At 68.9% G+C, this 13,403-nt stretch carries 13 protein-coding genes; 7 read left to right on the top strand and 6 right to left on the bottom strand.

Annotation, left to right across the window (positions count from 1 at the left end; all coding sequences use genetic code 11):
* Window positions 1-31: 31 nt before the first annotated feature.
* Window positions 32-556, bottom strand: coding sequence for an SRPBCC family protein (locus tag EV379_RS09620; RefSeq protein WP_130505948.1), 525 nt, complete (start codon window positions 554-556; stop codon window positions 32-34).
* A 102-nt stretch (window positions 557-658) separates the two neighbouring features.
* Here EV379_RS09620 and EV379_RS09615 point away from each other — a divergent pair, with 102 nt between their 5' ends.
* The gene (locus EV379_RS09615) at window positions 659-1,135 is read left to right on the top strand and encodes a winged helix-turn-helix transcriptional regulator (RefSeq protein WP_130505947.1); all 477 of its coding nucleotides are present in this window, start codon (window positions 659-661) and stop codon (window positions 1,133-1,135) included.
* 9 nt (window positions 1,136-1,144) lie between these two features.
* Here EV379_RS09615 and EV379_RS09610 read toward each other — a convergent pair whose 3' ends face one another.
* Both EV379_RS09610 and cls read right to left on the bottom strand, forming a co-directional pair.
* Complete coding sequence (locus tag EV379_RS09610; protein ID WP_130505946.1) at window positions 1,145-1,813, bottom strand: GAP family protein; 669 nt, start codon at window positions 1,811-1,813, stop codon at window positions 1,145-1,147.
* A gap of 15 nt (window positions 1,814-1,828) precedes the next feature.
* Window positions 1,829-3,301 carry a cardiolipin synthase gene (gene cls, locus EV379_RS09605; RefSeq protein ID WP_130505945.1) on the bottom strand — a complete coding sequence of 491 codons (1,473 nt, stop codon included), beginning with the start codon at window positions 3,299-3,301 and terminating at the stop codon, window positions 1,829-1,831.
* A gap of 222 nt (window positions 3,302-3,523) precedes the next feature.
* Here cls and EV379_RS09600 point away from each other — a divergent pair, with 222 nt between their 5' ends.
* From EV379_RS09600 to EV379_RS09580, 5 genes are all read left to right on the top strand, one after another.
* A complete protein-coding gene (locus tag EV379_RS09600; RefSeq protein WP_130505944.1) occupies window positions 3,524-5,662 on the top strand; it encodes an MMPL family transporter in 2,139 nt (712 codons plus the stop codon).
* Window positions 5,625-6,902 (top strand): sensor histidine kinase, encoded by a 1,278-nt coding sequence (locus EV379_RS09595; RefSeq protein ID WP_130505943.1) that lies wholly within the window; start codon window positions 5,625-5,627, stop codon window positions 6,900-6,902. Before EV379_RS09600 ends, EV379_RS09595 begins: the two co-directional genes overlap by 38 nt.
* A 2-nt stretch (window positions 6,903-6,904) precedes the next feature.
* Window positions 6,905-7,525, top strand: a complete 621-nt coding sequence (locus EV379_RS09590; RefSeq protein ID WP_130505942.1) for a response regulator — start codon at window positions 6,905-6,907, stop codon at window positions 7,523-7,525.
* An 89-nt stretch (window positions 7,526-7,614) separates the two neighbouring features.
* Entirely contained in the window at window positions 7,615-8,160 is a 546-nt protein-coding gene (locus tag EV379_RS09585; RefSeq protein ID WP_130505941.1) for a PadR family transcriptional regulator, read from the top strand.
* A 50-nt stretch (window positions 8,161-8,210) separates the two neighbouring features.
* Entirely contained in the window at window positions 8,211-9,887 is a 1,677-nt protein-coding gene (locus EV379_RS09580; protein WP_242616470.1) for an ABC1 kinase family protein, read from the top strand.
* 31 nt (window positions 9,888-9,918) lie between these two features.
* On the opposite strand, the gene EV379_RS09575 is transcribed toward EV379_RS09580, so the two are convergent.
* The 3 genes from EV379_RS09575 to EV379_RS09565 form a co-directional block, all read right to left on the bottom strand.
* Window positions 9,919-10,443 (bottom strand): RNA polymerase sigma factor, encoded by a 525-nt coding sequence (locus tag EV379_RS09575; protein ID WP_207226225.1) that lies wholly within the window; start codon window positions 10,441-10,443, stop codon window positions 9,919-9,921.
* Between the two features lie 92 nt (window positions 10,444-10,535).
* A complete protein-coding gene (locus EV379_RS09570) occupies window positions 10,536-11,183 on the bottom strand; it encodes a DUF2461 domain-containing protein (RefSeq protein ID WP_130505938.1) in 648 nt (215 codons plus the stop codon).
* A gap of 9 nt (window positions 11,184-11,192) precedes the next feature.
* Window positions 11,193-11,558 (bottom strand): TfoX/Sxy family protein, encoded by a 366-nt coding sequence (locus EV379_RS09565; RefSeq protein ID WP_130505937.1) that lies wholly within the window; start codon window positions 11,556-11,558, stop codon window positions 11,193-11,195.
* 113 nt (window positions 11,559-11,671) lie between these two features.
* Here EV379_RS09565 and EV379_RS09560 point away from each other — a divergent pair, with 113 nt between their 5' ends.
* Window positions 11,672-13,366, top strand: coding sequence for an MFS transporter (locus EV379_RS09560; RefSeq protein WP_130505936.1), 1,695 nt, complete (start codon window positions 11,672-11,674; stop codon window positions 13,364-13,366).
* Window positions 13,367-13,403: the final 37 nt, after the last annotated feature.

Below are 13,403 nucleotides of genomic sequence, written 5' to 3'. Positions count from 1 at the left end.
GCCGGCGCCCCGCGGTTCACGCCCCGGGCGGTCAGCCGGCGTCGCCTGCACGCCCGGCCGCCTGGGCAACCTGCTCGTGCAGGCGGGAATGGTCGGCGGCGCTGAGCTCTTCGTCTCCACCGAAGCGATACGGCTCACCGTGACCCGTCTCGATGAAGCGCCTGAGACTCCCGTTCACGAACATGCCCCACGCATTCGAGCACACCTCGTAGCACTCGTCCTCCGGTGCGAGCCCCTCGTGGGTGAACGTGATCCGGGTCTGGTCGCCGGCTCGCTCGATATCGAATCGGACGGTCGTGCCCGTCCACTCCTGCTTGTCGGCAACGAAGTCGAGGTAGCTGCCCGTCACGAGCCAGGCGATGCGCCGTGCCGGCTCGACGGCGGCGACCCGGAATCCGCTGTAGTGCAAGCCGGGGACGACGTAGACGAACTCATCGCCGACGGCGGTGGTCGAGCCGGTGATGCGCCCCCACCAGCCGGGAACGTCGTTGATCGCATCGAACGCCCGCTGCGGGGTGGCATCCACCGTGATCGTCGTGGTGAAGTTCTCGGTCATTGTCTGCTCCTTTGCACGCCTCCCGCGGGAGACTTCTCCACTTGCGTGATGAGGGTGAGCGTAGACCGCGCGCTTGCATCATGCAAGTGGTAGGGTCAATCCATGTTGGGAAAGGCCTATGACACGCAGGTGTGCTCGATCGCTCGGTCGCTCGAGCTTGTCGGCGAGCGGTGGAGTCTGCTCATCCTCCGGGACGCCCTGTTCGCTCGGGTGACGCGGTTCGGCGACTTCCAGCACAACCTCGGGATCGCGAGCAATGTGCTCAGCTCCCGACTGGATTCGTTCGTTGCCAGCGGCATCATGGAGCGCGACGATTCCGCTGACTATCGCCTCAGCGAGAAGGGGCACGCGCTCGCGGTGGCGCTCGTCGCGCTCACCGAGTGGGGCGATGCCTGGGCGTCCCCGATCGAGCCGCCGATTCTCTACCGGCACACCGTCTGCGGAGCGGGCGCGGTGCACGCGGTCGCGAGCTGCACGACGTGCGGCATCGTGCCCGCCGAGGAGATCGCCGTGCGCATCGGACCGGGCATGCCGCCCGAGTACCTCGCCGGACGACGTGGCGGATCTCGCGCGACTTGATTGCCCGCGTCAGAACCGTGCCAGGCCGCTGCCGACCACGGCGAACGCGACGACGAGCAGGATCAGGCTTGTCACCGCACTGCCGTTTGCGATGAGCCAGGTCTGCGTGGCGCGGAGCCGGGGCTCCATCCGCGCGGGATCCGCCAACGTCAGGACGATCGGCACGACAACGGTTGATGCGGCTATCGCGGTGTAGACCCCGATGGTCAGGGCGGACTGCCCGACGGAGAGATCCTCGGCCGCGACCGCGAGTCCGGCGGCGATCGCCAGCAGGATGGCCTTCGGTCGGACGTTCATCAGCATTCCGAGACCGAACACGGCCCGCGGGTGGAGTGACTCGACCTTGTTCAGCCACTTCGGCATCGCTGCCTCCGGGTGCTTGCGGCTGCGCCGCCAGGACACGACCGCCGTCACGCCGAGCGCCAGCCCTGCCACGATCTCGGCCACCCCGACCGCGTCGTCCTGCTTGCGTGGTCCCGTTGGCGTCGGCACGAGGTGCGCGCCGATGGTGCAGACCGACACGACGACGATGATCCCGATCACCCAGGCGATGAGGAACGGGATCGCGGTCCGGGAGCGTTCGGGCGATAGCAGGATGACGACGGTCGCCAGGATCGGCACCGAGCTGATCGCGACGGCGAGCGCGATGGGGAGGATGTGTCCGATCGCCTGCAGCATCCGTCGCCCCGCCTTCTACTCGAGCGCCGAGGTGAGTCGGGCGACGCCGTCCAGGAACGTCGCGGACGCCGGCTGGCGCTCCCATTCCTCGAGCGTGAGCTCGCGACCCGCCGTGCGGTACGCCTCCTCGACCTCCCGCATCGCCGCGACGAACGTCTTGCCGTAGACCAGGAGCGAGATCTCGAAGTTGAGGTTGAAGGAGCGGATGTCCATGTTGCTCGAGCCGATCACCGCGACCTCGTCGTCGATCGACAGGTGCTTGGAGTGCAGGATGTACGGCGCCGGGTACATCCAGATGCGCACGCCCGCCCGAAGCAGCTGCCCGTAGTAGGAGCGCTGCGCGTGCCAGACCATGCCCTGGTCGCCGATCTCGGACACGAACAACTGCACGTCCAGACCGCGGAAGCGCGCGGATGTGATGGCGTAGAGCATCGCCTCGTCCGGCACGAAGTACGGGCTGGTGATGATCACCTTCTCCTGCGCGGCGTTCACGAGGCCGAGGAAGAGCCGGAGATTGTTCTCGAGCTCGTACGCCGGCCCGCTCGGCACGACCTGGCACACCAGGGCATCGGAAGAGGAGTCCCGAGGAACATCGGCGACGGGCAGGTGCTCTGCGGTGAGGAGATTCTCGTCGGTCTCCGAGTACCAGTCGGAGAGGAAGACCGCGTTGATCGCCGCGACGGCGGAGCCGGTCACGCGGGTCACCAGCTCCTGCCACATGAGGCCGCGCTTGAGGTTCTTCGGCGAGTCGTAGCTGCGGTGGATCAGGTTCTGCGATCCGGTGTAGCCGACGAGTCCGTCGACCACGACGAGCTTCCGGTGATTGCGGAGGTCGGGGCGCTGATACCGCCCCTTCAGCGGCTGCACCGGCAGCAGGTAGTTCCAGGCGACGCCGATCCGATCCAGCTCGGCGATGGTCTCCTTGTGGATCGGGACCTTGGCAGAGGAGATGTGGTCCATGAGCAGGCGCACCGTGACCCCGCGCTGCACCGCCCGTTCCATGGCGGCGAAGAACCCGCGCGTGGTCTCGTCGAACGCGACGATGAAGTACTCGACGTGCACGAAGTGGCGCGCCGTGTCGATGTCCTCGGCGATCCGGTCGATCGACAACTGGTAGTCACCGATGAGTTCGGCACGGTTGCCGCCGCTGGCCGGCAGCGCGCCGAGCACCCGGTTCTGCTCGGTGAGGGTGCGGAACCAGCTCGGCCAGGCCGCGGTGTCTGTGCCGAGGTCGACGGTCGCCGCGCGCTGTTCGATCATCCCGTTGATCTCGCGCTGCCGTTCCATCCGCTTCTTCGGCAGCTTCACGTTGCCGATGATCAGGTACAGCAGGATGCCGACGAAGGGAATGAGGAAGATCGCGAGCAGCCACGCCATCGCGGCGGTGGGCTTCCGCTCCCGCGGGATGATGATGAGGGCCACGATCCGGATCGTCAGATCCACCAGGATCACGATGACCCCGATCAGGCCAGCCAGCTCGGCGCTCACAGTGCGTCACCGTTGCGTTGCCACATGTTGTCTCCTGACTACGAGCGACGTTCGGGGATCCGGCCGATGCCCCCGTCATCTGAAGATAGGGGCAGCCGGGTGGAGTGCACCAGATTCTGTGCAGGATTCGTCCGAACTCGCTCGCTCCTCAACCAAAGGGTTGAGTTGAAGTTCAACCGCCCGCGCGATCCCCAGACGGGGCCGCGCTGCTGAAGTGGAATCATGTCTGATTCTCGGCTCCGCCCCTCCCTGCCAGAGCGCCTGACCTCGCGTCGAGGCGCCTGGGTTTCGCTGCTCCTCGTCCTGCTCGCCATCGTCGCCGCATTCGGCATGCTCCGCGCCGCAGAGGCGCCGGGGGGCAACGCGATCGCGCCGCCCTCCTCCGAGTCTGCCCAGGTCAAGGCGCTTGCCGATGAGTTCGCCGGCAGCGATGAGGGCTCGGTGCTGATCATCGCCACCCGCGATGACGGGGGAGAGCTGACGGATGCCGACCTGGCATCCGTGTCGGCGCTCGTGCCAGAGATCGACGCCACGACGGGCCACACCGCCTCGCAGCCATTTGCAAGCGAGGACGAGCAGGCCGCCGTCATTCAGACCTCGATCGCGCTCGGCGAGGACAACACGGCCACCGCGGAGGAGGTGAAGGCGCTCCGCTCCACGCTGGCTGAGAACCCGATCGACGGAATGACCGTGCTCGTCACCGGCGGCTCGGCGTTCGGCGCCGACATCGCCGGCGCCTTCGAGGGCGCTGACTTCACCCTGCTCATGGTGACGATCGGCATCGTCGCGCTGCTGCTGATCCTGACCTACCGCTCGCCGATCCTCTGGATCATCCCGCTCACCGTCGTCGCCATCGCCGACCGTCTCGCCAGCCTCGCCACGAACGCGGTCGGCGGCGTGCTCGGCCTGCAGTTCGACGCCGGCATCATCAGCGTGCTGGTGTTCGGCGCCGGCACGAACTACGCGCTGCTGCTGATCTCGCGCTACCGCGAGGAACTGCTGAAGACCGAGGACCACCGCCTGGCACTGTCGACGGCGTGGCGTGGCACGGCCCCGGCCATCCTCGCCTCGAACGTGACCGTCGTGCTCTCGCTGCTGACCCTCGTCTTCGCCGTCATCCCCGGCACCCGCGGCCTCGGCATTTCCTCGGCCATCGGCCTGATCATCGCCCTCGTCGCCGTGCTCTTCGCCCTGCCCCCGCTTCTCGCGGTGTGCGGGCGCGGCATCTTCTGGCCCTTCGTTCCCCGCCCCGGCCAGGCCACCAGTGACCGACGCGTGTGGGGCGCGGTCGCCAGCCGCGTCGTGCGCCGCCCCGTCGTCGCGCTCGTCGCAGGCGGCACCCTGCTTGCGATCATGGCCCTCGGCCTGTTCGGAACCTCGATCGGCCTGACCCAGACCGAGAAGTTCCGCGTCGCCTCCGAGTCGGCTGCCGGCCTCGAGACGCTCTCTGAGCACTTCCCGGCTGGCGAATCGCAGCCCATGATCGTCATCGCCGACAGCGACTCCGTCGACGAGGTCAGCGCCGCGGCCGCGGACGTTCCCGGTGTCGTGCGGGTAACGCCGCTCGGCGAGTCCGAGAACGGCGAGCTCGGCAAGCTGATGGTGACCGGAGAGCCCGGCCCGGGAACGCCGGAGAGCCTGGACCTCGTCGAGGAGCTCCGCACCGTCGTGCACGGCGTCGACGCGGACGCTCTGGTCGGCGGCGCCGTCGCCGAAGATCTCGATGCCCGTGCCGGCAACGTGCAGGATCTGCTGCTGATCGTGCCGCTCGTGCTGTCCGTGAGCTTCATCGTGCTGCTTGTGCTCCTGCGCTCCTTCGTCGCTCCCGCCCTGCTGCTCGTGGTGAACGTCGTCAGCGCCGTCGCCGCGATCGGCGCCGGTTCGTGGCTCAGCCGCGTGCTGTTCGGCCAGGACGCGCTCGACCTGCAGGTGCCGCTGCTCTCCTTCCTGTTCCTCGTCGCCCTCGGCATCGACTACACGATCTTCCTGGTGCACCGCGCCAGGAGCGAGGCCGCAACGCACGGAACGAGGCAGGGCATGGTGCGTGCCGTCGCCAACACCGGTGGCGTGATCACGAGTGCCGGCATCGTGTTGGCCGCGGTCTTCGCCGCCCTCGGCATGCTGCCGCTCGTGACCCTTGGCCAGCTCGGTCTGATCGTCGGTCTCGGCGTCATCGTCGACACGCTCGTCGTGCGCACGGTGATCGTTCCCGCGATCTTCAGCCTGCTCGGCGACCGCATCTGGTGGCCGTCGAAGGCACCGAAGGCCCCGGCGCCCAGCGATGCGCCGCACGAAGACAGTCGGCAGGGGAGAGAATCGGAGCATGACGCGCCTCACTCCGACCCCGTCCTCGCCGGTTAGCGCGGGGGACAAGGGTGCGCGGCGCACGCCGCGCACCCTCAGCGCGACCATCCGCTCGATGCAGATCGGGCTGCACATCATCACCGCGGCGCTCGTCGTGGTCGCCGCGGCCCGCGCCATCATCGACGAGGTGCCGCCGGCGCTGGTGCTCGGCAGCGCCGTCGTCTTCTCGGCCTGGTACCTCGGCGGGGTGATCCTGAGCGGGCGCGTGCAGAGCCGTCAGCTCTCTGGCTGGTGGCTGGCCGGGCTCGCCGTGATCTGGGTCGGGGCGGTCGCGGCATCCGCAGAGTTCGTCTGGCTCGCCTTCTCGCTCTGGCTGCTCGCCGGCTACATTCTGCGGCTGCGCTGGGCGGTGTTGTTCTCGCTCGCCGTGTTCGCGGTGGTCATCGCCGCCCCGATCATGCAGCACGGCACCACGAGCTACGCCAATGTGATCGGCCCGCTGATCGGTGGCGCATTCGCCCTCAGCATCGCGCGCGGCTACGTGCAATTGGTCCGCGATCTGCAGGAACGCCAGCGCCTCGTCGCCTCCCTCGTGCAGACCCAGGCCGAGATGGCCGAGCTGCAGGACGAGCTCGCCAACACGCAGCGGCTCTCGGGTGCAGAGGAGGAGCGCACCCGGATCTCGCGCGACATCCACGACACCATCGCCCAGGGCTTCTCGTCGATCTCGCTGCTCGCGACGGCGGCCATTGAGCACGGGCAGGTCGAGCGGATGCCGCGCACACTGCAGCAGATCGATGCCCTGGCCAGGGAGAGCCTCGTCGACGTGCGCCGGATCGTTGCTGCCCTTGCACCGTCAGAGCTCGAGGAGGGGGCGCTCGCCGGAGCGCTCCGCCGCATGCTCGAACGGCTGACCGAGGAGAGCGGCATCGACACGGAGTTCCGCGTCGATGAGAGCCTGCCGGCGCTCGCGACGACCGTCGAGGTCGCCCTGCTGCGCACCGCGCAGTCTGCGCTCGCGAACGTGCGGCAGCACGCCGGGGCCAGCCGGGTCGTGGTGAATCTGGTGGATGCCGGTGACTCGGTGCGGCTGGACATCGTCGACAACGGCAGCGGCTTCGACGCCGGCGCGTGGGACGCGGGTTTCGGGGCTGCCGGCGGCGGCTACGGACTGCATTCGATGCGAGCCAGACTCCGCGAGCTCGGGGGCGGGCTCGACGTGGAGAGCGCAGCGGGTGATGGCGTCGCGCTGTCGGCGCACGTTCCACTCGCGCGACAGTTGAGAGAGGGCAACTAGACATGCCGATCACCGTGCTTCTGGTGGACGACCACCCGGTCGTGCGCACCGGCCTGCGGGCACTGTTCGACAGCAACGACGACGTTCTCGTCGTGGGGGAGGCCGCCTCGGGTGAGGAGGCGATCGCGCTGGCCGAGCACCTGCATCCGGATGTCGTGCTCTGCGATCTGCGGCTCGGCGGGGGCATCGACGGTGTCGAGACGACGGCGGCGCTCCGCGCCCAGCAGCCGGCCCCGGCCGTGATCATCCTCACCACCTTCGACCGCGACGTCGAGATCTTGCGCGCCATCGAGGCTGGCGCGGCCGGCTACCTGCTGAAGGACGTCTCGCCGGCGACCATCGTCTCGTCGCTGAAGGAGGCGGCGCGGGGCGGCATGGTGCTGGCCCCCGAGATGGCGCAGCGCGTCGTCGACGGCATGCGCCAGCCCCGTCCCAAGCTCACCGACCGCGAGCTGGAGGTGCTGCGCCTGCTCGACACCGGGGCCTCGAACCGCGAGATCGCCCGCGAACTCGTCGTCACCGAGGCCACCGTCAAGACGCACCTCGTGCACATCTTCAGCAAGCTCAACGTCGAGAGCCGCGCCAAGGCCGTGACGCTGGCCCGCGAGACCGGCATGCTCTAGGGTGCCGAGCAGGATGGATTTCTCGCGAACGCCCCTATCGTTCGCGGCTATCGCGATATATCGTTGAGTATCGTTCGGAGGAGGTCATCATGGGTGGTTCATTTCCGGCTGGCGGGTTCGGCGCCGGCAATCATGCCGAGGGCATGTGGCAGATGATGGAGCAGTTGCGCTCCGGGTTCGAGAAGCGCGCCGGTAGCCGCGTGAGCCGCGGTGATGTGCGCGCAGCCGTGCTCGCACTGCTCGCGGAACAGCCGATGCACGGCTACCAGATCATCCGCGAAATCGAGGAGCGCAGCGGCGGAAGCTGGAAGCCCAGCGCCGGATCGGTCTATCCGACACTGCAGCTGCTCGCCGACGAGGGGCTCATCTCTGCGGAGGAATCGAACGGTCGCAAGACCTACGCCCTCACCGACGACGGCCGCGAGGAGGCTGCCAGGGCGGCTGCATCGGCGCCGTGGTCGACCGCCGGCCAGGGCGAGAGCAGCGCATTCACCGCGCTGCCCAAGGCGGGCATCGAGCTCGCCCAGGTGGCGGCGCAGGTGGCCAGAACGGGAACGCCGGAGCAGGTCCAGCGGGCCGCGACCGTGCTCGACGAAGCGCGTCGCCGGCTGTACTCGATCCTCGCCCAGGACTGACGAGGGTGACGTCGCCCGAGGAGCGTCGTGGAAGCGACGGGCGATCGTCGGTGCCCGGCGCCGGTGACACCCGAGCCCGTTACCGCCGCATCCTGCGTTTTGCCGCATGGCATCTCACGGTGACGTGGTGGTTTGAGCTGTTCCTGCCGCGCATCGGACTCGCCCGGCTCGCCGCCCGGTCGCGGTCGAAACGGATGCTGCAGTTCGCGCAGCGCTTCCACCGGCTTGCCGTTGAGCTCGGCGGGCTGATGATCAAGGTCGGTCAGTTCATGTCGTCGCGGCTCGACGTGCTGCCGCCCGAGATCACGACAGAGCTCGCGGGGTTGCAGGACGAGGTGCCGCCCGTGTCGTTCGCGGCCATCCGAGTTCTCGCCGAGTCTGAGCTGGGCGTGCCACTCGAGCGGGCGTTCGCCACCGTCGACGAGTCGGCGGTCGCTGCGGCATCGCTGGGTCAGGCGCACCAGGCCACCCTCGCCCCGCTCGACGCGGCAGACACCGGTCTGCACGCTGTCGTGGTCAAGGTGCAGCGGCCTGGCATCGACGAGATCGTCGATGTCGACCTGGCGGCACTGCGCAAAGTGGGCGGCTGGCTCAGCCGGGTGCGTCTGGTGTCTGACCGGGTCGACATGCCCGCCCTCGTCGAGGAGTTCGCGCACACGAGCATGGAGGAGATCGACTACCTCCACGAGGCCGCCAGCGCCGAGCGGTTCGCGGAGGACGTCGCCGGTGATGAGCGGGTGGCGGTGCCCGCCGTCGTGTGGGAGCGCACGACGCGGCGCGTGCTCACACTCGAAGACGTGACGGCGATCAAGATCACGGATGTCGACGCTCTCCGCGCGGCGGGTATCGACCCGACCGAGGTGGCTCCGGTCTTCGCCGCGGTCATGTTCGACCAGCTGTTCACGCGGGGCTTCTTCCACGCCGATCCCCATCCTGGCAACATCTTCGTCACCCCGGTCACCAAGCCAGGGGGGCGGGCGTGGAGGCTGACCTTCATCGATTTCGGCATGATGGGCGAGATCTCCACCAGCACGCGCAGCGGCCTGCGCAAGCTGCTCATCGCCGCGGCCTCCCGCGACGGCAAGGGACTCGTGGACGCGATGCGCGACATCGGCGTGCTGCTGCCATCGGCCGAGACCCAGGAGCTCGAACGGGCGATGGTACAGCTGTTCGCCCGCTTCGGTGGCATGGGTTTCGCCGAGCTGCGCGAGGTGGACCCGCGCGAGTTCCGCGACTTCGCCGTGCAGTTCGGTGAGGTGCTGCGTTCGCTGCCGTTCCAGCTGCCGGAGAACTTTCTGCTCGTCATCCGAGCGATGTCGCTCACCTCCGGCGTCTGCAGTGCGCTCGACCCCGAGTTCAACGTCTGGGACTCCATCGAACCCTACGCGGCGCAGCTGTTGCGCGAGGAGGGCGGCAACGCGGTGCAGGACGTCGCGCGCGAGGCGCTCGACGTTGCCGCGGTCGCCTGGCGCCTGCCGAAGCGTGTTGATGCCGTCGTCACCCGGCTCGAGGACGGCGAGATCGCGGTGCGGAGCCCCGAGCTGGAGCGGCGGGTCGGCCGGCTGGAGCGGATCGCGCGGCGTCTGGTCTCCGCCCTGCTCTTCGGTGCGCTCCTCATCGCCGGTGCCGTGCTCAGGGCCGACGATGAGGTGCTCGGAACGGTGCTGATGCTCGGGTCCGTCCTGCCGCTCGTGCACGCGCTGTTCTCGGGTGGCCGCGGCCGCTGAGGGGCGCCGGACACTCCTGCCGGCCGGCTCGTCAGGCGTGCTCAGACATGCCCGACTCTTTGCACGCAGCCAGTGACTTGCGGGCGCGGGCGATGCGCTGCCGAACGGCGGCCGGAGTGGTGTCGAGCCTCTGCGCGATCTCGATCGCGGAGAGCCCGTCGACAACGCTCAGCAACAGCGGGTCTCGAAGGCTCACGGGGAGCGCGTGGATGGCGCGCAGTGCGCCGTCGAGGAGCTGCCGCGTCACCGTCTCGTCGGCGACATCCGAGACATCGGGGATGTCGCCATCCAGCTCGTCGGCGGGACGTCTGACGGTGAGGCGAGCGAGGTCGGACGCGGCGTTGCGGGCGATCACATCCAGCCACGAACACATCTGGCCCGGCTCGGGGGACTCGAGTTGCTCGATGGACCGCCACGCACGCAGGAGCGCGTTCTGCGCCACGTCGTCGGCATCGCTGAACGGCACGCCGAGCGACAGGCTGCGCCGCCGCAAACGCTGCGGGTCGGCTGCGACCATCTGCTGCAGCGTGGCACGCCGTCCATCGTCGGGTGTCATGTCTCTCGCCCCACGGACGCTCGCTTCACAGATCGCACGATAGCGGGGAACTGCCTGCGCCCCCACTTCATTCCCAGCCCGGTGATCAGGGCTCAGCGCCGCCGCTCCAAGGTCGACTCGCCCACGTTCGCGTCGAGCCATGCGACCAGCGGCTGCGAGCCGCGCAGGGCCCCGACGATGTGCTCCTTGGCTGCCGCGCTGTGCACCCACGGCTCGGTCGCCGGCCACTGCTTCCACGCGGCCAGATCCTTGTTGCGGAGCAGCTCGACCCTCGGGTGCTCCTTGGAGTAGCCGCGGGGTGCGCTCTTCAGGTGGTCGTGCGTGGCGATCCCGATGCCGGCATCCGCAAGCCCGGCGATCACGCGCAGCAGCTCCTCGCCGCGCGCGTCATCGGCGACGGCGATCCGGTAACGCTCGAGCTGGTCAGGCGCCATCGTGTGGCAGCCGGCGCCGACGCCGATTCCTTCCGCGGAGAATTGTACGTAGCCGCGGTCGAGCAGCGCGCCAATCGCCGTCTTGTACGGTGACTTGTCTGCGCTGAAGCGGATGTCGCGATTCGGCCGGAAGATCTTGCCTTCACCGAATTCGTCGCCGAGCTCGCCGAGCAGTGCCTGCATCGGTGCGAGCACGGCCTCCTCGTAGACGTGCTTGTTCTCTGTCCAGTAGGCCTTCGAGTTGTCGGCTTCCAGGCCGCGGTAGAACGCCACCGCCGCCTCTGGCCATCCGGTGAATGTCGACATGGCTGCTCGCTACTCCTTCTTCCGTGGCTTGGGCTGTTTGGGCGGGAGCCGGCCGACCTGGCTCAGCGCGATCTGCATCCACTCCGTCACACGCTCCGGGCTCGATGCCCACGCCTCGGGGAGCGCGATGTAGCCGCCCATCGGTCGCTCTGGTGGTCCGTATGGTCCCGTGCCCTCAACGGCCTGAAGCTCTGCCATCGCGGCCGCATCCGGGAGGCGGACGCCGATCGAGGACCCGAACAGCCCTGCAAACATGTTGCCGTTCACGAAGGCGCCGAGATTGCCGAACGTCGGCTTGATCACGACGCCCGGCGCCTCGGGAACGACCGAACGGAAGAACTCCTTGACCTCGTCCGTCGGTCTGGGGATCTGCATGTGTGTCCTGGCCTTTGCTCTCGATCCAGTGGTTGACCCTGGACCCGTGTTGCCCATGGCGCCACAGTACGCCTCTCTGTCCGTCGGTCGCATCCGCCACCTAGAATCCCCTCATGGAAGGCGACGGACGCCGGAACAGGCTCGGCCAGGCGGTCGCCGCCTTCACGAGCAACGCGCGCAACCCGAACCTGCGGCGGGCCCAGCTCAGCTTCCTCGGCGCCTGGACGGCGGAGTGGGCCTTCACGGTCGCCCTCGGGATCGTCGCCTACCGGGATGGCGGCGCGGCCGCCCTCGGTCTGGTCGGGCTGCTGCGCATGGTGCCGTCCGCGATCCTTGCCCCTCTGCTGTCTCCCATCGCCGACCGGGGGCGACGGGAACGGGTGCTCATCCTGGTGTCGTGCATCCGGGGGATCGCAACCGCCTGCGCGGCCCTGGTCGCCGCGGTGGCCGGCCCCCCGATGCTCATCTATGTGCTCGCCATTCTGTCGACGATCGCAGCGACGCTCTACCGCCCGGCGCACTCCGCGCTGCTGCCGTCGCTCTGCCGTTCCGGCTACGAGCTCGCCAGCGCCAATGTCGTGCGCGGTCTGCTCGACTCGGCTGCGACACTCGTCGGCCCGCTGCTCGCTGCGATTCTGCTGCAGTTCACCGGGGTGTCGGTCGTGTTCGCGGTCGCGGCGGCCGCCTCCTTCTGGGCCGCCGCCCTGCTCGTGCGCCTCCGGTACGAAGCCGCCCCGCGCCCGGCCGCCCCGACGCGCCCCCGGCTGCTCAGCGAGGCGGCTGAGGGCGTTCGGGCGGTCGCGCGCGATCGTGATCTGACCCTGATCCTCGGGCTGGCCGCCGCCCAGGCGCTCACCCGTGGCGCGCTCACCGTGCTCTCCGTCGTGGTGGCGATCGAGCTGCTGGGCACGGGAGAGCCCGGGGTCGGCGCACTGATGGCGGCCGTCGGCGTCGGAGCCGTGCTCGGCTCGCTCGCGGCGTCCCTGCTCGTCGGCTCCGGTCGGTTGGGGGCGTGGTTCGCGGTCGGTGTCGGCTTGTGGGGGCTGCCACTGACGCTTGTCGGCCTCGTCCCGCAGCAGTCGGCGGCTCTCGGGATGCTCGCGTTCGTCGGGGTCGGCAACGCACTGATCGACGTCGCCGGTTTCACCCTGATCGGGAGGAAGGCGCCGGATGAGGTGCTGGCACGCGTGTTCGGGGTGCTGGAGAGCCTGGTCACGGTGTTCATCGGCATCGGCGCCGTCGTTGCCTCCGTGATGGTGGGGTGGCTCGGCATTCAGATCACGCTGGTGGTGATCGGGCTGCTGTGCCCGGTGCTCGCCGCCGCCGCGTGGCGGCGGTTGCGCGCTCTCGACCGCGCTGTCGGTGTCCTGGACGAGGAGGCGGCACTGCTCCAACGGGTGCCCATGTTCGCCACTCTGCCGCTGCCGGCCGTCGAGCAGCTCTCCCGCGGCCTGGTGCCTGTGACGGTGGCCGCGGGCGCCGTGGTGTTTCGGCAGGGGGACGTGGGTGATCGCTATTACCTGATCGAATCCGGAGAGGCCGAGGTGATCGGTGACGGGCAGTACGTGGCGACGCTCGGCCCTGGTGAAGGTTTCGGCGAGATCGCCCTGCTCCGCAGCAGCAGGCGAACGGCCACGGTCTTGGCCAGGAGCGAGCTCCGCCTGCAGTCCCTGGACTCCGACCGTTTCCTCCCGGTCGTGCTCGGCTACACGCCGAGCGCCAGACAGGCGAGCGTCGTCGTCGACGACATGCTGAGCCGGTATGAGCCGAAGGATCCGAGCGGAGAACCGCCTGCGGCACCCGGTTAGCGCAAGCGGTTGAGTGCGTGCTCCTCTGGTGACATCC

The sequence above is a fragment of the Microterricola gilva genome (assembly GCF_004217495.1).
GTDB lineage: Bacteria > Actinomycetota > Actinomycetes > Actinomycetales > Microbacteriaceae > Microterricola > Microterricola gilva.
Note: the sequence above shows the minus strand (reverse complement) of the source record. Positions and strands in the feature narration are given on the sequence as shown.